Source organism: Nonomuraea sp. LPB2021202275-12-8 (assembly GCF_037044575.1).
Taxonomy (GTDB): domain Bacteria; phylum Actinomycetota; class Actinomycetes; order Streptosporangiales; family Streptosporangiaceae; genus Nonomuraea.
The window spans coordinates 139,305-163,463 of sequence record NZ_JBAHWD010000017.1 but is presented as its reverse complement, the minus strand read 5'-3'; the positions used below and the strand labels follow the sequence as shown (position 1 = coordinate 163,463).

Genomic DNA, 24,159 nt, shown 5'->3' with positions numbered 1-24,159 from the left:
CCGCGCTTGAAGCAGGAGGCTTGGGGGAACAGGCCAGGCCCGGGTGGCCATCTCGGCGGCGGGCCGAGGAAGATCGCGTACGTCCCCCGGGCAAGAGGGGATACCCGCTCCCCCATACAGCGGGTATCCGCTGCTGATCAACATTAGGGACGCATCGGGCATAGCGATGTCCGGCGAATGCCCTACAACGAGGTCTCCTGGTTGAGCTCGGCGAGCGTGATGAGTCCGTCGTCGAGGGCACGGCCGACGAGTTCGCTCTTGGTACGGGCAGCCCGCCCCACGTTGGCGTACTTCACCCGTACACGCGTGATGTAGGTGTCGACGGTCTTGACGCCGATGTTGAGCTTGGCCGCGACGAGCTCCTTCGAGGAGGAGACGAACCACGCCCGCAGCACCTCGGCCTCCCGCTGCGACAACCGCGGCCGGCCGGGGGCGGTGTCGGCGATGAACGCCCCGGACAGCGCCGGCGCGGTGTACGGCTCACCCCGCGCGGCGGCTCGGATGGCCGGGACCAGATGATCCGGCCCCTCCCTCTTGGTCAGGTAGGCGAGCGCGCCGAGATCGACGCACTTGATGGCGATGGCGTCCTCTGTGTGCTGTGAGTACACGATCACGCGCCTGCCGCTGTCGACCAGCCTGCGCAGTTCCCCGAAGTTCGGCAGGCCGGGCACCAGCTCCAGGTCGAAGATCACGACATCGGCGGTGGCGCCCGGTCCGGTCCAGATGCCGGCGAGCCGGTCTTCGGCATCGATGAGATGGATGGGCGGTACGGCGTGGGCACACCAGACGCCGACTCCTGCGGCGATGGCCGCGTGATCGTCGACGATCACGGCAGTGATCAACTCGTCGGCTGCCATCGGGCCTCCATCCAGACCATGCCGTCGTGGCGCAACGCGTCTACCTGAACACCGGCTGAGACCGGGTTCGATGCTGTCACTTCGTCGCAGTCGGCGACGACGCTGACTGACACCAGGTCCTCGCCGCCCACGACGGTGACCCGGGCGCGCGAGGCGGCCGTGGCCAGCACGGTCAAAACCGCCTCGGTCAGATCACGCCGTACGGCCACGGGCGGCACCGGCCATCGGCCCCGGGCGTCCAGTTCCACCGCGACACCCTTGCGATCGGCCACGTCGGCGCAGTGACGCAGCTCGTGCAGCAAGGGGTCGGCGACGGAGTCCGCCTCGGCGAACAGCCGCCGCATCCGGGCCGCCTCGATCGCGCAGCGCCGCTGTACCTGCGGGTCCTCGGGGTCGAGCGATCCGTCGGCGAGCCCTTCCAGCAGCGGAATCGTGGCGACCGACAGCTCGTCGTACCGCTGCAGCCTGCGCCGGTGCGCCTCGGCCGAGGCGGCCTCGGAAGCCCGTACCCGCTCGATCTCCACGTGCGCGGCCGCCGCCACCTCGCCGAGGTGGCGCAGGATCGCCACCATCACCGCCACACACAGCGGAAAGCCCACCACGCTCACCGAACCGGTGGCGAACCGAGCCAGCGCGCGCTGGGTGGGGTCGTCGAACATGAGCAGGTGCAGCAAGGCAGTGAGCTCGTGGGCCAGCAGGAACGCCACGCAGGCACGCAGCGGCCGATCGAGCAGGACGACGACGCCCACCCAGTTGGCGGCGCCGAACACCCAGTCGACCGTGGTCGAGGTGCGTCCGTCCGGCAGGGCCGCGTATGACAGAGCCGAGGCACCCAGGACGACGGTGATGGCGAGCCGGCGGAACCGGTGCCACGATCGTCCCCGGACGAGCAGGGCCACCTCACCCACGAGTACGGCCCCGAGGGCCGCCATGGCGGCGAACTGTGCGAGCGCGGTCTCATAGCTGTCCAGGTGGCGCAGCAGGTTCGCCATGCCGAGCCCGAACACGATGGCCAAGGCGGCGAGCAGCGTCGCGATCCGCAGGCCGTGCCGTAACGCGGCCCCGACCATGTCAGCCATCACCGGCGCGCCATTCCAGCCGTACCAGGGTGCCCTCGCCGGGAGTGGAGGTGATCGTGGCCGCGCCACCGATGCGGGTCATCCTGCCATGTACGGACTCGCGCAAGCCGTACCTGGTGGCCGGCACCTCCGCCGGGGAGAAGCCTCTCCCCTGGTCGGCGATGTCGAGCCGCAGCGCTCGCGAGTCGCCAGACAGCCGTATGGCCGCCCGGGTCGTATCCGCGTGGCGGCGCACGTTGGTGAGCGCCTCTCCGGCCACATCGGCGATCGCGCGCGCGACGTCGTACGGCAGGCGCAACTCCTCCGGAGCGTCGAACTCCACGGTCAGCGGCACCCCGTCGAGGCCGGCGCGTAACAGGGCCACGACGTCGGCGTGCGCGTGGGCCGGGCTGTCGCCCGAGCCGAGTCTGTCGAGATCCCGGCGGGCCTGAGCCGCCAGCCAGCCGGCGTCGGAGCGCACCTGTCCGATGCCGACCATCAGCAGGGTCGTCGCCGCCGTGTCGTGCAGGGAGTTCGCGAACTCGCGTTCCGCGCCGCGAACGGCAGCGGCCACGAGCGATTCGCCGCGCGCCCGCGCGGCCTCGGCGGCCGCCAGATCGGCCCGGTGGGCGGCCCGCCGCACGAGTGTCCACGCCACCCGGGAGAGCGCGGCCGCCGCCGGCGTCCACAGCAGCCCTCGGATCAAGCCGACATCCTCGCCCACCCCGGCGACGGCGACGGCGATCACCAGCCCGCCCGCAGCCGCCAGTGCCGCGGCGGCGCCCACCAGCACCGGCGTATGCCACTGGCAGGTGACGCACATGAACAGGATCAGCAGGCGCAGCCAGCCGGTGTTGGTGTCCTCGACCGCGCCTGTCCACAAGACGCCCGCGGACAGCGCCAGCATGACGAGGACGTCGAGCACGACCGGGACGTTCCCCCGGCCCCAGCCGAGCCACCACGCGTAGCCGCAGGTCCAGACCGCCGCGACGGCGACGACGACGACAGTGGGCACCAGATTCTCGGGAGCTGAGCGGAACAACGCGATCACGCAGATCGGAACCAGCGTCACCAGTCGCACGACGGCCGCGTACCGGCGTCCGAAGTGGACCAGCAGCCCCGCCGCCTGCGTCACCTCGCCACCTCGCTCCCGCCGATCTCTGGTTCGGACGAAGCCCAACGATTGACGGACCCGCAATCGCGACGCAGGACTTTCACCTGACACGCCCGCGCTCCCGCACCCTATCTCGCAAAGATCCTCTGCCTGTCAGCGAATCATCCCAACACCGCCGCCGCCCCGCTGAACTCCAGCCGCCGAGGAGCACATACTCGGAAAGGGCCCTCGAAGCGATCACCGCCCAGTACGCCTTCGTCACCGACCATCGCTCAGGTCAAGCGCAACCCGCTGGCCGGCGCCCGGTCGGACTCACCCGGCTGGTGGTGGCCACCGCCGACCCGGCCGGATTCCTCCATGACGATGGTGCCTTGGGCCGGTAAGGTAGTGATCTTCGGCTGGCGTCGGCTGCCGGAGTTTCGAGGCGGATGCCCATGCCGATTGTCGCCCAGCCGCGCCTGCCGGTCGCGCTGACCGAACTGGCCGCCACCTTTCGCGGGATGACCGCCCACCCCGACGAGCACAACTGCGAGTGCCACTGGGGCAGCGCCGAAGAACTCGCCCTGCTGAAGACGCCGAACACCTGGCTGAGCCTCGACCTGCTGCGGCGCACCTGGCAGGCCCCCGACTGGAACGACCACGCCTCCGTGCTGCGCCGTATCCTGCCCCAGCTCGCCTACGACCTGGTCAACGGGTACGTGGAACCGTGCGGCGGCCTGGAGGACGTGGGCTACACGCTGGCTCGCGGCAACTGGCAACAGTGGCCCGCCGAACAAGCTGCTGCGCTCCGCACGTTTCTGGACGCGTGGTGGGAGCACAGCCTCACCGCATCCGACGCCGCCGTGCCTGCTTACGAAGTGCTCGCGCTGTGTGTCGACGCCTCAGGCACGCTCACCCCCTGGCTCGCCGCCTGGGAGACGACAACCGGCCCCGTGGCCGACCAGCGCCTGGCCGAAGCCGTGACCCGCTGGGAACGTAACTTGCTGGGGGACGCATTTCCTTGGCACACGCAGCTCGACGAGGAAGACCTGCGCGTCGAACTGACTGCCTGGCTCGTACGCCACGCCCCCGCGCGCCCACGAGCCGCCAAGGCGTCAGAACGATTGCTTGACCAGGTGTCACTCCTGGGCATCCCCGCGCCCCAACGCTGGGCAGATTGACCCGCACCCTCGCTTGCCGGGCCACCGCGTTATGTCGAAGCCGTAGGCGTCCACAACCTGTGCGTACTCCTCTTTCGGCACCAGCCGAAGCCCTCGAACGGGATGCCGACGCCGGGCGGATCCTGCATCTCGGGTCGGTGGCAGGTCACAGCCAGAAGATCACCAGCGCGGTGAGGCCGAGGGCCAGTGCCGTGAAGGCCGGGGTTCTGGCCTGCTGGGCGGCTTCCCTGCGGGAGGAGGTCACCAGCGCGATGGCCAGGGCCGGCGCCGCCAGGAGGTGCAGGCCGTACCACAGGAGAATGGGGATCTTGCCCAGGAAGGTGCCGGACAGTAGATCGTCGGCGGATCCGTAGCCGGCGAGCGCGCCAAGCAGGCTCAGGCCCAGGCCGAGCAGCGCGAGCACGTACCGGAACCGGCCGAACAGAGCCCAGACGACTGTTCCGACCACCAGCAGGACTGAGGATTCGTGGTGTAGTTGCCGCATGAAGAGCCCGCCGCGCACGTCGAAGCTGAGCTTCAGGATGGAGTCGTACGCGGCGCTCATCGGCACACCTCGTAGCGGCTCGTAGCCGCCGTCGTACGGCACCATCTGTCCGCCGGGCGTATAGAAGAAGGTAAGGAAGCCGCCTGAGGCCAGGACCACGACGAAACAGTAGATGAGCATCTCGCCTACCAACTGTCTCATCCGCTCCATCCGGCATATTTCACCACATGGACTCCGGCCCTCATCGTGGCCTAGCCGGGTTTTATGGTGGCGAGCTGCACAAGCAGCAGGCGGCCGGCGTCCGTATCATCTCGGCATGGCGCTGAACCAGGAGCTGCGGCTCAGCCGGCGCGCGGTGCTCCTGGCCGCCGGTGGGCTGCTCGTCGGTTGCGCCCGGCAGCCCGAGGTCGACAAGGTTCACCTGCGACTGGCCACCGGGCCGGCGGGGGCGGTGTACCGGCGCATCGGCGGAGCGCTGGCCGAACACATCTCCGAGCAGGTGCCGGGTGCCACGGTGAACACCGTGCCGAGCGGGGCGTCCACCGACAACATCCGGATGCTGCGGGCCGGCGAGGTGCATCTCGGGCTGACGAGCCTGGACGCGCTGATCACGGCCGACGGCAGCGCGCCCGAGGGGCTCTCGGCGATATGCCGGCTCTACGACAGTCACCTGCACCTCGTGGTCATGGCCGGTTCGGCGATCGAGGAGTTCCGGGATCTCAAGGGCAGGCGCATATCCCTCGGTGCGCACGACTCGGGCACGGAGTTCACCTCGCTGCGGGTTCTGAAGCTCGGCCTGGTGAACACCGACGGCCGGTACCTCAGCCAGGCCGAATCGGCGGCGGCACTGCGTGACGGCGAGATCGACGCGATGTTCTCCCTGACCGGCGTCCCGACACCCGCCATCACGGAGCTGGCGCAGCGGCACCCGATCCGGCTGATCCCGCTGGACGCGCAGGCGGACGCGCTCTTCACGGCGTTTCCAGGTCCCTACACGCCGGCCATGATCCCCACGACCGCCTACGCCGGCGTCCCGGCCACCCGCACCGTCGCTGTGCCGAACGTGCTTCTCGTGCGCAACGACCTGCCCGATGACCTGGTCCACGCCATCACCGACACGATCTTCACGCAAACCGGCACGATCACCTCAGCCGGCCGCGACGACGCCGAAGCCGTTCCCGAGGCCTGGCAGATCAACGTGCGCACCGGGATCTCCACCGCCTCGATCCCGCTCCATCCGGGCGCGGCTGCCTGGTTCCGCGACCGCAAGCACTGACGCCGGGACCTCAGACCGGCGACGGAGCCGGGGCGTCGGACGACGACGCCACCCCGGGAGCGACCGGCAACGCGACCACCGCGGCGAATCCGTGCCCGGATCCGTCCGGACGCGGCAGGCCCTCCTCCAGCCGCAGCTCGCCCCCGGCCGCCCCCACCAGGTCGGCGCAGATCGCCAGTCCCAGGCCGGTCCCGGTCACGTTCTGGTGCCGCGGCGACCGCCAGAACCGCCGCAGTGCCTGGGCCCGCTCGGACACGTCGATCCCCTGGCCGTCGTCACGGACAGCGATCGTGACCACGCCTCCGGCCGCCGAGGCGTCGCCCGCGCCTCCGGGGACGACTCGGGCGGTCACCTCCACCCTCTGCGCGTCCGACAGCCGTAACGCGTTGCTGATCAGCTCGTCCAGGATGCTGCCCAGCCCGCCCGGCGGCTCCAGCAACCGCAGCCCCGGCAGCACGTCGACCGCCAGTGTCTGCCCCGCCGTCGCCGTCAGCGCCCGCCACCGGTCCACCCGGGTCGCCAGCACCGCGTCGAGATCCACCGGCGACGCCGTCCGCATGCTCTCCATCCGGGCGCTGGCCTGCAGCGAGTTCAGCATCCGCTGCATCGCCTTCAGCTCGTCGACGGCGATGTCGTACACCTGCCGCCCGTCGCCGGCCGCGCCCAGATGCGGTTCGAGACTCTCCACGGCGAGCCGGAGGCTGGTCAGCGGATTGCGCAGCTGATGCGACGCGTCGGACACGAACGCCCGCTGCCGCTGCACGGCGTTCTCGACCGCGTCCATCATGGTGTTGAACGACTCCGCCAGCCGCCGCAGCTCGACCGGGCCGGCCTCGGCGTCCGCCCGGATCGTGAGGTCGCCCTGTGAGATCCGCGAGCTCGCCGCGTCCAGCTCCCGCACCGGCCGGAGCACCCACGCCGATACCGGCCAGGCGACGGCCACCAGCGCGATCAACGGCAGCAGCCCGAGCCCGGCGAGCTGGGCCCATCGCACGAGGATGCGATGGCGTGTCTTCGACAGGTCGGAAATCGTCACGACGGCGCCGACGACCTCGCTGTCCCGGCCCACCGGCTCCGCGACCACGAGTGCGGAGTCGTCCCAAGGCGCCCACTCCCCGGACGGTTCGGACCTCGCCCCGGCCAGCGCCGCGGTCACGACCCGGGGCAACGCCGGCTCGGCCCGCGCCGCCTCCTGGTAGGCGCCCGCTGGTCCGAGCAGCACCGTGCCCGACGCGTCGATCACCGCCACCGGGATGCCGTACAGCTCGTAGTAGTGCGCCAGCTCCTGGTGGAGCGCCTCGGTCCGCCCGGTCGACAGCGCGGTCTCGGCCAGCGGCGCGAACCGGCCGACGTCGTTGAGCCGGTCGACGTAGGTCTCCTGCATCTCCCGCTCGGCCACGGTGACGCTGAGCGGCACCCCGAGCGCCGCGACGAGCAGCACCGCGAGGGGCACCAGGACGACGAGCAGGCGGCGGTGCACGGCGCGTCAGCCGATCAGCTCCGGCTGGTCGGCCAGGAGCCGATAGCCGACCCCGTGGATCGTGCGGATGAGCACGGCCGGCCCGATCTTGTGCCGTAACGCCGCGATGTGGGTGTCCAGGGTGCGACTCGAGGACTCCCAGGTCGCGCCCCAGATTTGGTCGAGGATGACGTCGCGGCTCACCACGTTCGGCGCCCGCCGGGCCAGCAGCAGGAGCAGCTCGAACTCCTTGCGGGTCAGCGTCACGGCCGTGCCGTCGACGATGACCTCGCGGGTGCCGACGCCGATCCGCATCGGGCCGAGGACGAGCGGCTCGTCCGGGTGGCTCAGGGCACGAGCCACCCGGGTGCGCCGCAGGACGGCGTCGATCCGGGCCAGCAGCTCCGGGATGCCGAACGGCTTGACGATGTAGTCGTCGGCGCCGGCGCGCAGGCCACGGACCCGCTCGTGCTCCTCCGATCGTGCTGTCACGGCGATGACGGCGGTCTCCGGGCGGTCACGCAGTTTGCGGATCACGTCGAGTCCGTCGCCGTCGGGCAGACCCAGGTCGACGAGGACCACATCGGATGGAGCGGCACGCACGGCCTCCGCGGCGGTGGCGATGCGGTGGACCTCGAAGCCCGCCTGGGCCAGGACGGTCACCAGAGCCCGCGCCACGCGGTCGTCATCCTCGATGATGGTGATCCGCATACCGGCGGATTGTACGGCCCGGATCGCCGCTCGTGTTAGCCCTTCAGTTCTTGGGATTCCTCTGACACTATCCGCGCCCCTGCTGGCCGAGACTGAGGCCGCGCACTCACCGACAAAATGCGCATGCGCTGACGAGGAGGCCGCGATATGAGAACGACAAGCAGGTACCTGGCTGCCACGCGGGTGATCACCGCGATCGGCGTCGTTTCGCTCGTCGCCGCCTGTTCCGGCAGCGGAGGCACCCCCGCCACTGGAGGCGCCAGCAGCGGAGGCTACCCGGACCAGAACATCACGTTCGTCGTGCCGTTCAGCGCGGGCGGCCCGACGGACACCGTCACCCGCATGATCGCCGAGCCGATGGCCGCCAAGCTGGGCGGCAAGATCGTCGTCCAGAACGTCGAGGGCGCGGGCGGCACGGTCGGCGCCGGCGAGGTCTCGCGGGCCGAGCCCGACGGCTACAACGTGCTCATGCACCACATCGGCATGTCGACGGCGCCCGCCCTGTACCAGAACCTGGGCTACAAGCCGCTCGAGAACTTCGAGATGGTCGGGCTCGTCACCGAGGTGCCGATGACGATCGTCGCCCGCAAGGACTTCGCGCCCAAGACACTCCAGGACCTCGTGACCTACGTGAAGGCCAACGCCGACAAGGTCACCCTGGCCAACGCCGGCATCGGCGCCGCGTCCCACCTGTGCGGCCTGCTGTTCCAGACGGCCGCCGGGGTCAAGCTCCAGGAGGTCCCGTACGAGGGCACCGGGCCCGCGCTGACGGACCTCGTCGGCGGCCAGGTCGACTTCATGTGCGACCAGACGACCAACACCAGCGGCCAGATCTCCGCGGGCGAGGTGAAGGCGTACGCGGTCACCACGCCGGAGCGGGTGAAGAGCCTGCCCGACCTGCCCACCACGACCGAGGCCGGGCTGCCCAAGCTCCAGGTCAGCGTGTGGCACGGCCTCTACGTCCCGAAGGGCACGCCGCAGGACGTCGTCCAGAAGCTGTCCGAGGCACTGAAGACGGCACTGGCCGACCAGAAGGTCATCGACCAGATGGCCAAGCTCGGCACCGCGCCGGTCCCGGCCGAGGACGCGACCCCGCAGGCGCACCGGGCCAAGCTCGAAGAGCAGATCGGCACCTGGGCGAAGGTCATCGCCGACGCCGGGATCAAGGCCTCCTGAGGTGGAGCGCCGCCGGTCCTTCCCGGACGTCCTCGCGGGGGGACTCTTCGTCCTGATCGGTGGCGCATTCGTGGTGGGGTCGCTCGGCTACGAGCTGGGCACCCCGCTGCGGATGGGCCCCGGCTCCTTCCCGCTGCTGGTCGGCGCGACCGTGGCCGCCCTGGGCCTGGCGATCGTCATCAAGGGACTCATCGCCGGCGAGGTGGTCTCGTTCGGGCCGATCCCCTGGCGTGCTGTCGGCCTCATCGTGCTCGCGCTCCTGTTCTTCGGATTCACCGTCCGGGGCCTCGGATTCGTTCCGACGTCTGCGGTGACCGCCCTGCTGACCGCCCTGGCCAGCTCGCGCGTACGCCCGCTCATGGCCGTGGCCGTGGCCGCCGGGCTGACCGTGGCCAGCACGCTCATCTTCGTCGTCGGTCTTCAGCTACGGATCCCGCTATGGGGCCCATGGCTGGGGTTCTGACGCGGCATCCGGATTGAGGCATGGAACTTCTCGACAACCTCGCGCTGGGCTTCTCGACCGCCCTCCTGATCCAGAACGTCCTCTACTGCTTCGTGGGAGTGCTGCTCGGGACGGCGGTCGGCGTGCTGCCCGGCATCGGGCCGACGGCGACGGTGGCGATGCTGCTGCCGATCACGTTCAGCTTCGAGCCGGTGACGGCGCTGATCATGCTGGCCGGCATCTATTACGGCGCACAGTACGGCGGCTCGACGACCGCCATCCTGATCAACCTGCCCGGTGAGTCGTCTGCGGCGGTCACCGCGCTGGACGGGCACGAGATGGCCCGGCAGGGCCGGGCCGGCGCGGCGCTGGCCGCCGCCGCGATCGGGTCCTTCATCGCCGGTACGGTGGCCACCGTCGCGCTGGCCGTCGCGGCCCCACCGCTGGCCCGCGTCGCGTTGAAGTTCGGCCCGGCCGAATACTTCTCGCTGGTGCTGCTCGGCCTGATCGTGTCGATCGCGCTGGCGCGTGGCTCGACGCTCAAGGCGCTGGCGATGATCGCGCTCGGCGTCCTGCTCGGCACGGTCGGCCAGGACATCTACACCGGCACGCCCCGGTTCGTGTTCGAGCAGCGCGAGCTGTACGGCGGCATCGACTTCGTGTCGGTCGCCGTCGGCATGTTCGGCGTGGCCGAGATCCTGCGCAACCTGGAGAACGAGCAGACCCGCACGGCGATCATCACCAGGGTGACGAACCTCTGGCCGACCCGCGAGGACCGGCGCCGGATGATCGGCCCGATCCTGCGGGGCACCGGTCTCGGCGCGGCGCTCGGCGTCCTGCCAGGCGGTGGCCACGTGCTGGCCTCGTTCACCTCGTACGCCGTCGAGAAGCGGATCTCGAAGCGGCAGCACGAGTTCGGGCGCGGCGCGATCGAGGGAGTCGCCGGCCCCGAGTCGGCGAACAACGCCGCCGCACAGACGTCGTTCATCCCGCTGCTCACCCTGGGTCTGCCCGCCCACCCGGTCATGGCACTGATGGTCGGCGCGTTCATCGTGCACGGCATAACCCCCGGCCCGAACGTCATCACCGACGAACCGGCGCTGTTCTGGGGCCTGATCGCGTCGATGTGGATCGGCAACGTGCTGCTCGTGCTGCTGAACCTGCCGCTGATCGGCTTATGGGTGCGCATGCTTCGCATCCCGTACCAGGTGCTGTTCCCGATGATCATCCTGTTCGCCGCGATCGGCACGTTCTCCCTGGAGTTCAACGCCTACGACGTCTACGCGATCGTGCTCTTCGGGATCCTGGGCTACATCCTGATCAAGTGCGGCTGCGAGCCGGCGCCACTGCTGCTCGGCTTCGTTCTCGGGCCCTTGCTCGAGGAGAACCTGCGGCGGGCGCTCATCATCTCCCGCGGCGACGCCTCGGTCTTCCTGACCCGGCCGATCTCCGCGGTGCTCCTGGCCGTGGCCGTGGCGGCGCTCGTCCTCGCCGTCCTCCCGGCGATCCGCAAGCGGCGCGAGACCGTGTTCACCGAGGAGGAGTAGGAACTCTTCGCGCGGGTTCGAGACAGTTGCCACGGCGGCAAGCGGTCGGCGGGCTCGTCGATGTCGACGATGGGTTTCGCGGCGAGGCCGGGCACCGCGGTGGAGCCGATATGTTCGATCAACCGCGCACGCTCGCCGAGGATCGCCCGCAACTCGGCGGCTCGCCGTTCGAAGTGCGCCGGCCAGGCGGGATCGTGGTCGACGATGGTCACCTTCGCCGGACGTAGACCGTGGACCAGCACTGCGGACAGCTTGTCGTCATCATGCGCATCAGACATTTTCGCGGCCTCCCGATAGGCAGCGGATCAACGTATCTGACAGCTCGAACCATGGTCAAACCCCGCCCTGCGGCAGCACGGGCCCATGCATCGATCTCGAACACGCACCTAGGGCAACCCGTATCTCCTTTTGATCGTCACCGCCTCCTCCTCGGTCACCTCGGCGGGTGTACGGCCCAGCACCGCCCGCAACTCACCGAGGATTCCCTCCCCCGACGCCCGCACCCGCGACCGGAACTGGGCAAGCTGGTCCCCGAACAGTTTCGCCGTCGGCCCGGTCCAAACGGTTCCGCTCTGGAACTGCCGGAAGGGCGTCTCGATGTCCCTGTCGATCTCCTCGACCATCGGGCCGACCACCCGCATCGCGTTGCGCAGAGCCTCGTGCAGCGGATTGGCCACCATCGTCGCCATGGTCAGCCCTTCTTCTTCCGCGGAGCGGTGGCGTCAGTGATCAGCTTGGGTGCTATCAACTTCATCAACGCGATCACATCGGCCGCGTTGTCCCGACCATCGACGCCCCTCGACATCCCGATGAACAGCTGGGCCTTCCCTCTTACCAGCACCGCTCCGGCCATCGTCCTGTCTGTATCCACCGTTCCGCCTTGCGTGTAGAACCCGATTCCGCCGGGGACGATCTCGGGCAAGGGTTTGTCGCCGGCTTCGAGCTGGGCTTTGACCCAGTCCTCTCCACCCCTGGGCGTCAGGTCGATGTCGAGCAGTTTCTTCTGCTCACCCGTCCGCTGGTAAACGGCACATCCACCCACTCCGATCCCATCGCCGAAGCTCAGGTTGAAGTCACCGCTGGCGATCGGCGCGCGTACCCCCGTCATCAACTCCACAGCACGAAGTGGAATGTAGTCGCAAACGTAGGGTGGCGCGGCAACCGTCGGTAGCGGTGTCCTGTCGACTGGAGCCTTCTGGGTAGTAGTGCAACCGATAGCCAGAATCAGAACCACGCCGAAAACGCTGACAGTTCTCATTCTTCCTCGCTGTTCACGCCACCTGGGTACTGGCCGAAGGCGCGGTTGTAGGCCCCGACCAGCTCTTCTTTCGTTTCCTTCCATATCGTGCCTTCATGGTTGTCGGTCACCCACTCCTCGTAGGCGTCGAAGTGGGGATGCTGGAGGGCGTTCTTCGGTGTCATTTCACCCAGTGTCATCAGGGTCCCGTCGGGCTTGAGGAAGCTCAAGGGGCGACGAGCGTCCGCACCGAAGAGCCCGTGGTTGAACATGGCCTGGGCCACGAGTTGGGTCGCCAGAAACTCTGACCGGGCCTTCGTCATGTTGGCTTCGTATACGGCGTTGTTCTTGTTGACCTCGGTCTTGGCGCTGTCCTCGATCAGGCTGGTCCAGGCGCCCACGACGTCAGCCGTGAAGGGCCAACCGGCCTTCTGCGGGATGGCCAGCCCGGTGTTGACCACCGCCATGATCTCCTTCATCTTGCGCTCCTGGGCCTCATCCAATGCCTGGCCCTTGGCTATTTGAGCGAGCCCAGTCGCATCAGTGATCAAGCCGAACCCTGCCCCGACCTCTTTTGAGGCAGCGATGAAGCGCTCGGAGTCGCCGTTTGCGGCATTGTGGTCGAGCAGCATCTTCGACCACACGGTCTGGGCTGTCATCAGCGTCGAGACGGTCTTGGGATCCTCGTTGAACGCCTCCTTCATGACCTCGCGTAAGTCCTCGGTGCGGAATTGCGCGGGCCAGGGTTCGTTCGGCGGACCGGAGCTGTGCACCTTGGCATCGCTGAGCCCCGACCGTCCCGCGGCGCGGGCGACATCAGGCATGTAGACAGCGAGAATGAGCGCGGTCGTGCCGGCTGGGACGGCGGATTCGCCGCCCTGGCGGATCCGCTCGCGCTGCAACTGGACGAAATCCGAGGCCAGTTTGGCGGAGATGAAACCGCGGGACGGATTCTCCTCTGTGCCGTTGTGGTCCCTGAAGACTGTGGTGGCCGCCTGCACAGCATCGCCCACCGCCGCCTTGCCGTTCATCGTGGGACGTTCGGTCAGGAATCGTTTGAGCGCTGTGGAGTCTTTGGCGAAGAAGTCCTGGGCGGCGGCGGGATTGCGACCCAGCGCCTTCATCATGTCCACGATCGGGTCCTGGTGGAAGTCGCGGAGGACCGTTCCGCCTTGAGCCGGGAGTTTGCGGTCGTGGGCGTCGATGGCCCTGGCGACCTGAAGGAGGAATGCCGAGTCGAACGAGCCGTGTCCTATTGCTTTCGCGAGCGCCTGGTGGTCCTGTGGTCTGAGGCCGGAGACGAACTCCTTGCGCCAACTGGCGTCCATCCGAAGGCTGGCCGTGCCGAGGGCTTTGCTGAGCGCCACCTGGAGACGACTGAGCGTCTTGTCGCCCCTCACCGTCTTGGCCATGACGTTCCGGAACGTCGTGGCGCCCAGCGCGTGCATGAGCATCGTGGCGAAGGCGGGATCACCGATGTGCTTTTCCAGCTCGGCGACGGTCTTCTCGTCGATCTTGCCGGTTTTCGCGGTTTCGGCCAGCCGGGCCGCGGCGGCGTAGACGTCCGTGTTGCTGGAGGCGCGGTTGTAGAGGCCTTCGTCGAAGGGGACCATATCGGGCGCGTCGGCACCCCAGGTCGTGGTCAGCGACTGGATGGTCTCGTTGCGTCGGCGCAGCTCCGGGCGTTTGGAGCCGATCCAGTTGCCCATCTCGCGAAGAGCTGTCAGGGCGGAGGGGTCGATCTGAAGCCGGCTCAGGGCCTGGCGGATGCGGGGCTCGTGGGAGCCGAGCGTGGTTTCGACCCTGCCGAGGTCGCGCTCGAAGCGGTCCATTTCCGAGGGCGTGATGCCGGAGTAGTCCCAGTTGGGCGGTTTGGGGGTCAGGGATGGCTTTGCTGTGTCCAGGTCGCCTGTCTCTGCCGGCGGCGGTGTGGCCTGGTCAGGGGGACGGTCCGGCGTAGGTAACGGGGTGGGGGTCGGCTGGGCGGAATTCCCGGGAACCTGGTCGGTCTTGCTCCGCGGCGGAGGGGTGGGAAGGGAGTCGGGCACTGGGTGACTCATGGGGAATCTCCAGCACGGCGCGGTGCGCGAACAGCCGGCTCGTTTCCGATCCCCGTACGCCTCGACGAGGGCTCATAACGCATTGGCATGGTCATTCCTGGCTTGGGTGATGCGCCGTCGCCAGGATGTACGGGAAAAACCCTCTCGGGGTTCGCTCTCCGGAAAGAAAAGGTCTCAGAGCCTGATCGTTCCCCATATTCTTCCCGGGTAGCACGCTGTTGGCATATGCGCACGTTAGAGGCCTCCCGTTTCGCCGCCGAAAGCGAAGCACCCGCCACAGGCCATTTCCCGAGTTCGGGACGATCTGTTCGTGCCACCCAAGATCCCGCTGCGCGTCCTCGACGAACGTCGAGGACCAGTACGTGGCTGTCACGCCTCGGTGACCGGTCCACCCCGGAGCCGAACCCAACGAACTCCCCATAGCCCCCTCCCCGAGGGTGGGTTACCAGGCAGGAGTCAAGCACATCGGCCAATCCCGGTAAACGCCCTGCGCCTCCCTATAAACAATCGGACTCACGTTCCGGTGTTGGTGGGTGATCCTAAATAGGCATAGCAATAGATCCGGGCGTAATGTCGGCAGGACCTTACCGTTGACCTGCAAAAAACAGGACCTTTGAAGATCCTCTCATGCACCATGCTGCGCGGACGTCGCCACTGCTTACAGGCGGTCGAGCAGCTCCGCCTTCTTCGACGCGAATTCCTCGTCGGTGAGCAGGCCCTCCTTGTGCAGGCGTCCGAGCTCGCGGATGCGGTCGTAGACGATCTGGGGGCCGGTGTCCGGGGTGGCGGTGAGCTGCGCCCGCTCGGCCGGCCGGTCCGTCTTCGCCCACAGGTGCGCGGTCACGGTCGCGGCCATCACCAGCGTCCAGGCGTCCTGCTTGGCGCTGTCCTCGGTGAGCAGGCAGGCGAGGTCCTTGCTCGGTTTGGCGGATTTGGCGTCGGCGTCCGCCTCCCAGGTCACGACCCGCAGGTATCCCTCGGTCGACGGCCCCTCGGGGACCCAGTCGACCCGCTCGATGTCCTTCAGTGCGTACGCCACCCGGCGTTTCTTGGTCTTGCGGGAGCTCGCGTCGTCGGACCACTCCAGCCGGATCGTCTCGCCGTCGAACATGGCCGTGCCCTCCGACGTCTGGATGTGCAGCGGTACGGGCGGGACGAGCCCGAGGGCGAACTCCTCCGCGGGGCGCAGGGTGTCGCTCCGCTGCGCGGCGTCGACCGCGAGTCTGAGCTGGTCGGCGTGGTATTCGGCGAGGAGTTCGGTGTCAGGCCCGCCGCTGAGCAGGAACGGTTGCCCCTTCTGGGCGAGCAGCGCCCCGACGGCGGCGTAGGGGTCGGCCCGCTCACGCAGCCGCAACTGCAACTGCCAGCCCTTCTTCCCGGCGGAGGTGAAATCCACCGCCGCGATGGCAGGCACGGGGATCTCGCAACGGGCGAGCACTTTCAGCAGCGCATGGGTACGCCACCTGGAATTATATTGAATTACTACATTCTCATCGTCGAAGTGCCATGACGCTGCTTTTCCCCGCAACTCGTCCATACCGCCGAGTTTAGAAGCGGTGACCGGCGTGAGGTGAGGGGCAGGCGGGTCTCGATCGTGCCGCCCGTGACCGAGGGCTGCTGCCCCCGAACAGCGGGGATTGGCTGACGCCACCCGGGCATCCGGGCGGCGTCAGCCTTTCGCGACGTTCCGGGCTGTCGGATCAACTGGCCAGGGCGCTGAGTTGCAGGACGTAGCCGTCGGGGTCGCTGACGAAAGCGATGGGGTGCCCGTCACTGTCGGTCAGCATCATCAGCAGGTCTCCCCCGGCAGCGCGCACTGCGGTGACCAGGTTGCTCAAGGTCGCCGCGTCGGCCACGTCGAAGCCGATGTGGTCGATGCCGCCCGAATCACCGGGGCTGCGTCGCTTGCCGCTGGCGCGGTCCAGGTCGCCGCCTGCCTGCTGCAAGGCCAGCAGGTCGGAGACGCCGGGGGTGGTCATGAAGGTGATCTCGTTGGTGCGGTTGTCGAGAGTCATGCCGAGCGCCTGCTGGTAGAAGCGCACCGACCGCTCGACGTCGGCGACGACGAGGTTGACGTGGTTGAGTCCCAGGGTGGCGACGGTGGTGTCGCTGGTCGCTGTCATACGGCTAGGCTGCAACTTCAAGTCGGCTTGAAGTCAAGCCCGGGCAGGGCGGACGAGGAAGGACCGATATGGACGGGGCGCTGCTGGACATCGGTCAGGTCGCGCGCGACAGCGGCCTCACCACCTCGACGTTGCGCTACTACGAGGACAGGGGCCTGATCCGCCCTGCCGGGCGACACGGCCTGCGCCGGGTCTACGAACCCTCCGTGCTCAGGCAGCTCGCCCTGATCGTGCTCGCGCGCCAGACGGGCTTCGGTCTGGACGAGATCGCCGGACTGCTGCAGGCCACCCCGGCCGACGCGGACCTTCGCGCTCGCCTGGCCGCCAAGGCCGACGAACTCGACGCCGCGCTCGCCCGCCTGACCCTGATGCGCGACAACCTGCGCCACGCGGCCGGCTGTGGTCACCCCCGGCTGGCGGACTGCCCCCACCTGAACACCGCCGTGGAATCCACGCTCCCCCTCGGAGAACAGGCTGATCTGGATCGACCTGCGTTCCCCGGATTCCCAGCCTCGCGAGCGTGAGCCGGGCGATCATCGGGGCGAGCAGCACGGACCAGCTCGACGCCAACGTGGCCGCGCTCGACTTCGAACTGCCTGCCGGCGTGCGCGCCCAGCTCGACGAGGCAAGCTCCGTGCCGCCCCCGTCGGTCTGCCAGATGTTCACGCCCGTCTATCAGGGGTGGCTGGTCAGTCCTGGCGTCAAGGTCGGGGACAAGCCCGCCGATTACGCCCCGGCCGTGCGGAACTGGGCACCCGAAGGCAGCGGTTGACGGACTTCGCCGCCCTGGGCGACAGACATGCCCTCAGTTGGAGTCGGCGACGCGTGTACACGGCTGCACGGGTGCGCCTGCCTGGGCCAGCCAGGCGCCGAGCCGCCAGGGCACCTGTGCGTTCCGGTTGTCGCGGAACTCCAGCACGAGCGTCTCGTCCGGCTCGATGTACCGCGGGTCGATCCGGAACTCCCGGACGGAGACGACCCTGGTGGCCTTGAACGAACGCGCCCCGTTCACGAGCGCACGCAGCCCGTCCGGCCCGGAGGGGGGCGGCCCGCCGTAGGCCGCGTCCGCGCCGGCGAACCGGGAATCCGCGCATCGCGTACCCGGTGCCAGGAACGTCACGTCGGCCTTGATGCCGACCGCGCCCAGCTCGGCCTCCAGCCCGGCGGGGTCGCGCAGCTCGTTGACGGTCACCGTGAGCGCCCCGTCGGGGCTCTCGGTCACCGCATACGCGGGAGGCCCGGTGCCGATGACCAGCGGTGTGAGGACGGCCGCCGCCGCGACCCCGGCCGCGACCAGCAGCCGGGGCACGGTGACGATCCGCCGCCGGGGGTGCATCCCGTCGAGGAGCCTCTGCCGGGCTCCGGCGAGATCCTCTGGCGTGGCCGGCGGAATGGTCTCCCACATCGACTTCAGTACGTCCATCGTCATTCTCCTTGCTCTCCTCGGTCCAGGGCCTGACGGATCTGGACGCGGGCTCGGTTGAGTCGCGAGGCGACGGTGCCCAGCGGGATGGCGAGCGCGTCGGCGACCTCCTGATAGCTCAGCTCGGCCCAGGCGACGAGCAGCAACACGTCGCGATCGGCCTGCGTGAGCCTCAGGAGCGCCCGCGCCAGCGGCTGGTTGACGGCCAGGGTGTTGACCCCGTCCTCGACCTGGCGGCCCGGTATCTCCGCCGGGTGCACGCCGCTGCGGATGTATGCCCGGTAGAGATTCGCCTCGGTGCGCCGTCGCTTGCCGATCACGTTGGAGGCGATGCCGTACAGCCACGGCCTGGCGTCGGGGCGGCCCCTGTCATAATCGCCCCGGCGTTGGAAGGCGGCCAGAAAGGTGTCGGCCACGACGTCCTCCGCCTCGCTGGGCCCCAGGCGTCTGATCACGTAGCGGTGCAGGAGGGGTGCGTGCCGGTCGAACAGGGCAGCGAAGATCTCCGGCTCGTTCAGCGACCTCTCGATGAGGGTCGCGTCATCGACCTCGACGACTTCGCGGGGGATTGTCATGCATGTCGGCCTTTCTTGGCGTATGCGGTCACCTGTACTTACCGCGCCGGGCCGAAATGCTTCACGCACCCATGACAAGCTCGCCGGCCGCTACGGGTGGCTGTGACCACCTGCGAGGCGGCCTACCCCCTACGAGGTGAAGTCGCCGCGCGCCGGCTCGCCCGCCGGTTGACGTCGGCCTTGATGAGCGTGCCGCCGGTAGGAACGATCTGCATGGACTGTCTCCCATGGTGCCGGATGACTGACTGATGATCATCGTCACACGTGACACCGTTCGCGGACACAGCGTTCCTCCCCGCCGGCGCCTGCCTCAGAGGTAGGCGCTGACCTCGATCAGGTTCCGGTCCGGGTCGCGGAAGTAGACGCTGAGGATGGGCCCGGTCGCGCCGATACGTTCGACCGGCCCCTCCTCGATGGGCAGGTCGTGCGCGGAGAGCTCCGCGATCACCTGGTCAAGCGGGTCGGTGGTGATGAGGCACAGATCGGCGCTGCCAGGCGTCGGCCGGTGGGCATTCGGCTCGAACTCGTGACCGGCCGGATGCACATTGATCTTGCTGTGGCCGAAGACGAGGGCGGTACGGCCCGCGTCGAACGTCTCCGCCCTCATACCGAGGACACGGGTGTAGAAATCCACCGTGGCGTCGACGTCGGCGACGGTCAGCACCAGGTGGTCGAGCCGGTCGATACGCATGTACTGACCCTAGGCGAGCAGAGCCTGGCGATGCCCCAGAGCCGCGGGGGCAACCGGATGTGCCGGGATCGAGGGTGCTCATCCCGTCAGCGGTCAGCCGCGCCGCATGGCGAGGATCTCCCGTCCTCGGTCCGGCGTGATCAGGGGTGCGATCCGGGGGTCTGCCATCAGGCAGGCGGGGGCGACGTGGTCCTCGCTCAACGGTCGCCACAGGGCCAGTGCCTCTCGCAGTCGCGGCCACGCGTCGCCGCCAGCGGGGTCGATGGCCCGGACCGCGGCGTCGAACTCGGGGGGGCCGTACGACATCCGGAATCCGGGTGCGCCCATCCGGGCCCGGTAGTCGGCGATCAGTTGCTTGACCGGCTCGGTGCCGTACTGGCGCAGGCTGTCGAGGGCGGACTGGTGCAGGTAGCGATCATTGCGATGGTGCTCGGCGAACAGGACGGGGAGCATCTCGGCGCTCAGCAGCGCGGCGTCGAGTGTCCACGTGGCCTTCTTCCCCTCGCCACGAGAGAGCGGGGAGTCGATCAGCCGTCCGACGTCCGCGTGGCCGAGCACGGTCTTCACCTGGAACGACAGCACGCTCGCGCGATCGCGGCCGAAGCGCTGGGCCTCCTCCAGCACCGCCAGCGGTTCGTCGATCTCACCGGAGAGGATCGCCAGACGGGCTTGCTCGATCTTGGCGTCCCATTCGCGCTGGGTCTGGCACTGCGGGCGATCCAGGGTGTGGAAGCCCGCACAGAGGTCGTACATCAACTCGTGGAAGGAGCCGTGCCGCTCCGGGCCGCTACCCGACCAGGAGAACAGCTCGTATGCGGCCCATTCGCCCTTGTCGTCCACATCTCCCGGATCGAGGAACAGCACGCCCGCGTCCGCCCCCTCGGAGATCATCAGCCCGCGCCGCAGGGCGGCCACCTCGTCGGCGAAGACGTCGATGTCGTCGTAGGCCTCGGACCACATCGGATCCAGGTCGCGCAGCCACCCGAGCTCGCCGGCGCCACGCACCTCGCCGCCGAAGGCGCCCGCCGCCTGCCAGCCGTCGGTCACCAGGAGGAACTCCCGCAGCGACGGCGGCAGCGTGCACCCCAGCCGCTCCTCCGCCGCCCTCACCTGCTCGGCGGAGGCGGGCGAGTAGCCCAGCCAGCCGTCGGTGACCGGCTTGTCCAGCATCGAGTCCGGCTCCACGCCTGTCGCGAGCAGCTCCTCGTTCCAGCGGTGAAGGAACGACTCCCAAGCGGTGCGGTCCACGCGGCACTCCTTTGCGCATCGGTCATGGCGTTGCTCATCACAGCAGGAGCGACCGACAATCCGGCCCCGGGCGCCGCCCCCAGCCAGGAGCTCACCGTTCCGGACTAACCGGATAAAGGATGAATTTTCACCGCAAATCAATCTCATTGCGATCAGATTAAAGTTGCCGGTGAACAAATCTGAAGCATATGGACGTCGGGTTACCGTGAAGTCGGTAAATTCGAAGCCTTCGCATGGTGAACGGCGTGCCATTGACCCACATGCTCGATCATCTGAAGCAGGTTCACGGCACGAGGGCCGCGAACCGGCAACGGGTCGTCAAGGCCCTCATGCTCAGGCCTGCGACTCAGAAGGAGCTCGCGACCAGGACCGGCCTGTCCGGCGCGACCATCTCCACGGTGGTCAACGAGCTGAACGACGAGGGGATCGCCGGCGGGGGCAGGCAGCGGGACCCGATCAACACCGTGCAGCTCAGCCCTCTTGACGGCGTCGCGATCGGCGTCGAACTCGGCTACCGCAGCACCGTGCTCGTCGCGCGGAAGGCCCATCAGCCTCACGGCGCCATCAAGTCCCGGACGGTCGAGGTCGGCGCGGTGCGCGGGGAGCAGGTGTGGCTGGACCCCGTGGTCGAGGCGATCAGGGATCTGGTGAGGGAGGTCGGGGAGATCCCCGACGACATCGCCACCGTCGGCATGGGCATCCCCAGGATGATCAATCCGCGGGACCAGGCTCTCACCAGACCCCTGCTCCCTCCCTGGCAACGGGCTCGCAATCCCGCCGTGGCGCTGACGGAGAGGCTGGCCCACCTCCGGGGCAGAGGCGCCCGTAACGTGTTGCGGGTGCGTCTGGACAACGACGCCAACCTGGGAGCGTACGCGGAGAGCCTCTACACCTATCCGACCAGGGAGACGCTGGTCTACATCAAGGCCTCCACCGGCGTGGGCGCCGGGATCGTGATCGGCGGCAGGCTCCTGCGGGGAGCCGGCGGATGTTCCGGCGAGCTCGGCCACACCATGGTGCAGCCGAACGGCCGGTTCTGCCTGTGCGGCGGGCGTGGGTGCCTGGAGACCCTGGTCGGAGCGGACGTCATGCTCCGGGACGCCAGGACCGGCCTGAGCGACCAGCTCTTCAATCCGCCGACGAACATCGATCAGTTCCTCACCCGGGTGGAGCAGGAGGACCCCATCTGCACCCGCATCCTCCAGGAAGCCGCCCGATACCTGGGCTACAGCATCGGCAACCTGTGCAATCTGCTCAATCCCAATGTGGTTCTCCTGGGCGGGGCCTTCGGCATGGCGGGCGGCATCGCGCTGGAGGCCTGCCGGCTCGGGATCGACCGGACCGCGATGGCCGCCGCGAGGGCCGACCTCCACCTGGCCGCCAGCACGCTGCCATATGCGACCGCGCAGGGCGCCCTCCTGATGGGAATCGAGGGAGAGGGGCCTGTCCTAGGTCTTCATTTCAGCCGGGACACGCCTCAAATTGAAATGCCGGCGTGCCATGGCCGGCGCTGTTCCTTCAATTTGACTGCCGAGGCAAACCGCCGAACGAGAGGGGGACTATTATCTTGGTGTTCCATGCCACCGCGTCTATCCGGATTGTGGGAGAACAGCGCTATGTCCACCCTCTCGGCCGAGCACCCACGAGGCGATTCTCTCCACGATTTGAACGAAGAATCACTTCAATTCACATACATCCCACCAAAGGTCGCTGATTTCGGACAGGTGCGGGATCTCACCAAGGGGAGCTCTGGAAGTGGTTCCGCGGACGCAAACTCCCAGTACTACTGGAGCTGATCCCGCGCTCCCCCCGGGTCTGGTCGCCACCCTCGCCGACGGCGTCGCGGACGCGCGCGTCTACGGCGCCTGGTTCCCGGACGAGGTGCGCCGGCTCCGGGTGGCCGGCCGCCTGCTCGTCATCGCCGGGCACTGCCTCGCCGACGACGAGACGATCCGGGCCGGCTTCGCCGCCGCCGTCGAACACGACGACCCCGTGCTGCTGACCAGGTGGCGGGGAGCCTACGCGGGGGTGGCCGCGCTCCCCGGAGAACTGGTGGCCTTCACCGACCTCGCAGGTCAGTTCCCGCTCCACTACTCCCATCACCAGGGACAGTTCGCCCTTGCCTCCCACGCCAGCGTGCTCGCCGCTCTGCACGCCCGCACGGTCGATCCCATCCATGCCGCCGTGCGGATCGCCTGCCCCAGCGTGTTGCCGCTGTGGGCGGAGCATTCGCCGTTCCGGGGCGTGAGCCGCCTGCCCGGTGGTGTCCTGCTGCGGGCGGGGCGGGGCGGCGTGCGGCTGAGCACCTACTCAGCCGCCGCGCCCAGCCTGCGGGCCGCACTCACCGAGGCGGTCGCCGCCCGGTGCGCGACAGGTCCGATCTCCGCCGATTTCAGCGGCGGACTGGACTCCACCTCGCTGGCCTTCCTCGCCGCCCGCCAGGTCAGGGTGGAGGCGATCGTCTATCACCACCCGCAACACCCGGCGGCCGACCTGGCCGAGGCGGTCGCCTTCGCACGACACGACGAACGGCTCCGGCTGACCACGGTCACCGGCAACGCGGGCACCCTGCCCTATGCGGCTCTGCCGTACCCGGAGCTGCTCGGCACCGAGCCGGCGCGGGCGAACCTGGCGTGGCGGCGTTCCCTGTTGAGGTTGGAGCAGGCTGCGGCGCTCCACCTCACCGGGGAGGGCGGCGACGCGCTCCTGGGCGCCGCGCCCTCCTACCTCGGCGCGCTCGCCCGCCGGGGGCGCTGGCGCAGCCTGGCCCGGCACTGCGCCGGGCAGGCCAGGCTCCGCCGGACTTCGGCACTGGGGCTGGCCGTGCGCGCCGGCAAGCTGGCCGGGACCGGTCCCCGCCGCGCGCTGCTGGTCTTAGGCCGCGACCTGCGCGAACCCAGGCCGTCGGAGCTCACCTGGGCGAGCGCGGTCACCTGGTGGCCGGTCGACCGGGCGGTGCTCAGCTGGCTGACGCACGCGGCGCGGGCGGAGATCGCGGACCGGCTGAGCGATCCCGGCCTGGCCGGACAGGTCGACGCCGGGGCCGGAGCCGCCCACCAGGCCGGCCTGACCGAACTTCGGCACTCCGCCGACGCCCAGCGGCACCTGCGCGAGCTGGGAGTCCTGGCCGGGACGCGAGTCCACGCGCCCTACCTGGACAACGCCGTGGTCAGGGCCTGCCTGGCGGTCCCGCCGGAGCGGCGCGCGCATCCTGCCGTGAGCAAGCCGCTGCTGGGCGCCGCGCTCCACGATCTGGTGCCACGCGCGGTCTTCGCCCGGCGGACCAAGGGCGACTACAGCGCCGAGGAGTACCAAGGAGCCAGGGTGTCCGCCCGCCGGCTCTACCGCCTCATCGACGGATCGCGCCTGGCGGAGCTGGGCGTGGTCGAACCGAAGGCGGTCCGCGAGTCCCTGGATCGCCTGCTCGTCGGAGCGGCCGCTCCCCTCGGGGGGATGAGCATGTTCATCGCGACCGAATGCTGGTTACGAGGTTCGGACGACCCTCACGATTGGTAAGG

The 24,159-nt window shown here is 68.9% G+C and carries 24 protein-coding genes and 1 pseudogene; 9 read left to right on the top strand and 16 right to left on the bottom strand.

Translation table 11 applies throughout. The features are described 5' to 3' along the window. Positions 1-182 precede the first annotated feature (182 nt). The 3 genes from V5E28_RS28415 to V5E28_RS28405 are packed head-to-tail and all read right to left on the bottom strand — an operon-like array spanning position 183 to position 3,050. Positions 183-857: a response regulator transcription factor gene (locus tag V5E28_RS28415; RefSeq protein ID WP_336211074.1), complete on the bottom strand. Its 675-nt coding sequence runs from the start codon at positions 855-857 to the stop codon at positions 183-185. Further along, positions 839-1,936 (bottom strand): hypothetical protein, encoded by a 1,098-nt coding sequence (locus V5E28_RS28410; protein ID WP_336211071.1) that lies wholly within the window; start codon positions 1,934-1,936, stop codon positions 839-841. The genes V5E28_RS28415 and V5E28_RS28410 overlap by 19 nt, the downstream gene beginning before the upstream one ends. Continuing rightward, complete coding sequence (locus tag V5E28_RS28405; protein WP_336211068.1) at positions 1,929-3,050, bottom strand: sensor histidine kinase; 1,122 nt, start codon at positions 3,048-3,050, stop codon at positions 1,929-1,931. The genes V5E28_RS28410 and V5E28_RS28405 overlap by 8 nt, the downstream gene beginning before the upstream one ends. A 413-nt stretch (positions 3,051-3,463) precedes the next feature. On the opposite strand from V5E28_RS28405, the gene V5E28_RS28400 reads away from it, so the two are divergent. Next, entirely contained in the window at positions 3,464-4,189 is a 726-nt protein-coding gene (locus V5E28_RS28400) for a hypothetical protein (protein ID WP_336211065.1), read from the top strand. A gap of 145 nt (positions 4,190-4,334) precedes the next feature. Here V5E28_RS28400 and V5E28_RS28395 read toward each other — a convergent pair whose 3' ends face one another. Then, positions 4,335-4,874 carry a hypothetical protein gene (locus V5E28_RS28395; protein WP_336211063.1) on the bottom strand — a complete coding sequence of 180 codons (540 nt, stop codon included), beginning with the start codon at positions 4,872-4,874 and terminating at the stop codon, positions 4,335-4,337. A gap of 115 nt (positions 4,875-4,989) precedes the next feature. On the opposite strand from V5E28_RS28395, the gene V5E28_RS28390 reads away from it, so the two are divergent. Then, complete coding sequence (locus V5E28_RS28390; protein WP_336211061.1) at positions 4,990-5,949, top strand: TAXI family TRAP transporter solute-binding subunit; 960 nt, start codon at positions 4,990-4,992, stop codon at positions 5,947-5,949. 10 nt (positions 5,950-5,959) lie between these two features. Here the strand turns inward: V5E28_RS28390 and V5E28_RS28385 are convergent, their stop codons facing one another. Together V5E28_RS28385 and V5E28_RS28380 are read right to left on the bottom strand one after the other, a co-directional pair. Then, complete coding sequence (locus V5E28_RS28385) at positions 5,960-7,429, bottom strand: sensor histidine kinase (RefSeq protein WP_336211059.1); 1,470 nt, start codon at positions 7,427-7,429, stop codon at positions 5,960-5,962. Positions 7,430-7,435: 6 nt separating this feature from the next. Then, a complete protein-coding gene (locus V5E28_RS28380) occupies positions 7,436-8,119 on the bottom strand; it encodes a response regulator transcription factor (protein ID WP_336211057.1) in 684 nt (227 codons plus the stop codon). A gap of 147 nt (positions 8,120-8,266) precedes the next feature. Here V5E28_RS28380 and V5E28_RS28375 point away from each other — a divergent pair, with 147 nt between their 5' ends. Genes V5E28_RS28375 through V5E28_RS28365 form a run of 3 tightly spaced genes read left to right on the top strand, consistent with a single transcriptional unit; the run spans position 8,267 to position 11,284 of the window. Then, positions 8,267-9,295, top strand: a complete 1,029-nt coding sequence (locus V5E28_RS28375; protein ID WP_336211054.1) for a tripartite tricarboxylate transporter substrate-binding protein — start codon at positions 8,267-8,269, stop codon at positions 9,293-9,295. Between the two features lies 1 nt (position 9,296). Further along, positions 9,297-9,758: a tripartite tricarboxylate transporter TctB family protein gene (locus V5E28_RS28370; protein WP_336211052.1), complete on the top strand. Its 462-nt coding sequence runs from the start codon at positions 9,297-9,299 to the stop codon at positions 9,756-9,758. A gap of 20 nt (positions 9,759-9,778) precedes the next feature. Further along, the gene (locus V5E28_RS28365) at positions 9,779-11,284 is read left to right on the top strand and encodes a tripartite tricarboxylate transporter permease (protein WP_336211049.1); all 1,506 of its coding nucleotides are present in this window, start codon (positions 9,779-9,781) and stop codon (positions 11,282-11,284) included. A gap of 116 nt (positions 11,285-11,400) precedes the next feature. Here the strand turns inward: V5E28_RS28365 and V5E28_RS49645 are convergent. The 6 genes and pseudogenes from V5E28_RS49645 to V5E28_RS28340 all read right to left on the bottom strand — a co-directional run. Further along, a pseudogene (locus tag V5E28_RS49645) lies at positions 11,401-11,562 on the bottom strand (hypothetical protein); the annotation flags it as partial. A gap of 108 nt (positions 11,563-11,670) precedes the next feature. Continuing rightward, positions 11,671-11,973, bottom strand: coding sequence for a hypothetical protein (locus V5E28_RS28360; RefSeq protein ID WP_336211047.1), 303 nt, complete (start codon positions 11,971-11,973; stop codon positions 11,671-11,673). 2 nt (positions 11,974-11,975) lie between these two features. Then, complete coding sequence (locus V5E28_RS28355; RefSeq protein WP_336211043.1) at positions 11,976-12,401, bottom strand: hypothetical protein; 426 nt, start codon at positions 12,399-12,401, stop codon at positions 11,976-11,978. Positions 12,402-12,538: 137 nt separating this feature from the next. Then, complete coding sequence (locus V5E28_RS28350; RefSeq protein WP_336211041.1) at positions 12,539-14,353, bottom strand: hypothetical protein; 1,815 nt, start codon at positions 14,351-14,353, stop codon at positions 12,539-12,541. 886 nt (positions 14,354-15,239) lie between these two features. Beyond that, positions 15,240-16,118, bottom strand: a complete 879-nt coding sequence (locus V5E28_RS28345; RefSeq protein WP_336211038.1) for a DUF4429 domain-containing protein — start codon at positions 16,116-16,118, stop codon at positions 15,240-15,242. A 163-nt stretch (positions 16,119-16,281) separates the two neighbouring features. Beyond that, positions 16,282-16,704 (bottom strand): VOC family protein, encoded by a 423-nt coding sequence (locus V5E28_RS28340; RefSeq protein ID WP_336211036.1) that lies wholly within the window; start codon positions 16,702-16,704, stop codon positions 16,282-16,284. A gap of 68 nt (positions 16,705-16,772) precedes the next feature. On the opposite strand from V5E28_RS28340, the gene V5E28_RS28335 reads away from it, so the two are divergent. Further along, positions 16,773-17,228, top strand: a complete 456-nt coding sequence (locus tag V5E28_RS28335) for a MerR family transcriptional regulator (RefSeq protein WP_336211034.1) — start codon at positions 16,773-16,775, stop codon at positions 17,226-17,228. Further along, complete coding sequence (locus V5E28_RS28330) at positions 17,225-17,476, top strand: hypothetical protein (protein ID WP_336211032.1); 252 nt, start codon at positions 17,225-17,227, stop codon at positions 17,474-17,476. The genes V5E28_RS28335 and V5E28_RS28330 overlap by 4 nt, the downstream gene beginning before the upstream one ends. 33 nt (positions 17,477-17,509) lie before the next feature. Here V5E28_RS28330 and V5E28_RS28325 read toward each other — a convergent pair whose 3' ends face one another. The 4 genes from V5E28_RS28325 to V5E28_RS28310 all read right to left on the bottom strand — a co-directional run bounded on the left by V5E28_RS28325 (position 17,510) and on the right by V5E28_RS28310 (position 20,641). Further along, the gene (locus V5E28_RS28325) at positions 17,510-18,127 is read right to left on the bottom strand and encodes a hypothetical protein (RefSeq protein WP_336211030.1); all 618 of its coding nucleotides are present in this window, start codon (positions 18,125-18,127) and stop codon (positions 17,510-17,512) included. A 2-nt stretch (positions 18,128-18,129) separates the two neighbouring features. After that, the gene (locus V5E28_RS28320; RefSeq protein ID WP_336211028.1) at positions 18,130-18,702 is read right to left on the bottom strand and encodes an RNA polymerase sigma factor; all 573 of its coding nucleotides are present in this window, start codon (positions 18,700-18,702) and stop codon (positions 18,130-18,132) included. A gap of 310 nt (positions 18,703-19,012) precedes the next feature. Next, on the bottom strand, positions 19,013-19,393 hold the full coding sequence (locus V5E28_RS28315) for a VOC family protein (protein ID WP_336211026.1): 381 nt from the start codon (positions 19,391-19,393) through the stop codon (positions 19,013-19,015). 93 nt (positions 19,394-19,486) lie between these two features. Next, on the bottom strand, positions 19,487-20,641 hold the full coding sequence (locus V5E28_RS28310) for an SMI1/KNR4 family protein (RefSeq protein ID WP_336211024.1): 1,155 nt from the start codon (positions 20,639-20,641) through the stop codon (positions 19,487-19,489). Between the two features lie 398 nt (positions 20,642-21,039). On the opposite strand from V5E28_RS28310, the gene V5E28_RS28305 reads away from it, so the two are divergent. Both V5E28_RS28305 and V5E28_RS28300 read left to right on the top strand, forming a co-directional pair. Next, entirely contained in the window at positions 21,040-22,437 is a 1,398-nt protein-coding gene (locus V5E28_RS28305) for an ROK family protein (protein ID WP_336211020.1), read from the top strand. After that, complete coding sequence (locus tag V5E28_RS28300; protein WP_336211018.1) at positions 22,397-24,157, top strand: asparagine synthase-related protein; 1,761 nt, start codon at positions 22,397-22,399, stop codon at positions 24,155-24,157. The genes V5E28_RS28305 and V5E28_RS28300 overlap by 41 nt, the downstream gene beginning before the upstream one ends. Positions 24,158-24,159 lie beyond the last annotated feature (2 nt).

Excerpts from the sequence above, each read along its gene's own strand:
- V5E28_RS28415 (WP_336211074.1), bottom strand. The coding sequence starts at position 857 with ATGGCAGCCGACGAGTTGATCACTGCCGTGATCGTCGACGATCACGCG.
- V5E28_RS28340 (WP_336211036.1), bottom strand. The coding sequence starts at position 16,704 with ATGACAGCGACCAGCGACACCACCGTCGCCACCCTGGGACTCAACCAC.
- V5E28_RS28360 (WP_336211047.1), bottom strand. The coding sequence starts at position 11,973 with ATGGCGACGATGGTGGCCAATCCGCTGCACGAGGCTCTGCGCAACGCG.
- V5E28_RS28320 (WP_336211028.1), bottom strand. The coding sequence starts at position 18,702 with ATGACAATCCCCCGCGAAGTCGTCGAGGTCGATGACGCGACCCTCATC.
- V5E28_RS28375 (WP_336211054.1), top strand. The coding sequence starts at position 8,267 with ATGAGAACGACAAGCAGGTACCTGGCTGCCACGCGGGTGATCACCGCG.
- V5E28_RS28380 (WP_336211057.1), bottom strand. The coding sequence starts at position 8,119 with ATGCGGATCACCATCATCGAGGATGACGACCGCGTGGCGCGGGCTCTG.
- V5E28_RS28315 (WP_336211026.1), bottom strand. The coding sequence starts at position 19,393 with ATGCGTATCGACCGGCTCGACCACCTGGTGCTGACCGTCGCCGACGTC.
- V5E28_RS28395 (WP_336211063.1), bottom strand. The coding sequence starts at position 4,874 with ATGAGACAGTTGGTAGGCGAGATGCTCATCTACTGTTTCGTCGTGGTC.
- V5E28_RS28410 (WP_336211071.1), bottom strand. The coding sequence starts at position 1,936 with ATGGCTGACATGGTCGGGGCCGCGTTACGGCACGGCCTGCGGATCGCG.
- V5E28_RS28335 (WP_336211034.1), top strand. The coding sequence starts at position 16,773 with ATGGACGGGGCGCTGCTGGACATCGGTCAGGTCGCGCGCGACAGCGGC.
- V5E28_RS28345 (WP_336211038.1), bottom strand. The coding sequence starts at position 16,118 with ATGGACGAGTTGCGGGGAAAAGCAGCGTCATGGCACTTCGACGATGAG.
- V5E28_RS28390 (WP_336211061.1), top strand. The coding sequence starts at position 4,990 with ATGGCGCTGAACCAGGAGCTGCGGCTCAGCCGGCGCGCGGTGCTCCTG.
- V5E28_RS28365 (WP_336211049.1), top strand. The coding sequence starts at position 9,779 with ATGGAACTTCTCGACAACCTCGCGCTGGGCTTCTCGACCGCCCTCCTG.
- V5E28_RS28350 (WP_336211041.1), bottom strand. The coding sequence starts at position 14,353 with ATGGACCGCTTCGAGCGCGACCTCGGCAGGGTCGAAACCACGCTCGGC.
- V5E28_RS28325 (WP_336211030.1), bottom strand. The coding sequence starts at position 18,127 with ATGGACGTACTGAAGTCGATGTGGGAGACCATTCCGCCGGCCACGCCA.
- V5E28_RS28400 (WP_336211065.1), top strand. The coding sequence starts at position 3,464 with ATGCCGATTGTCGCCCAGCCGCGCCTGCCGGTCGCGCTGACCGAACTG.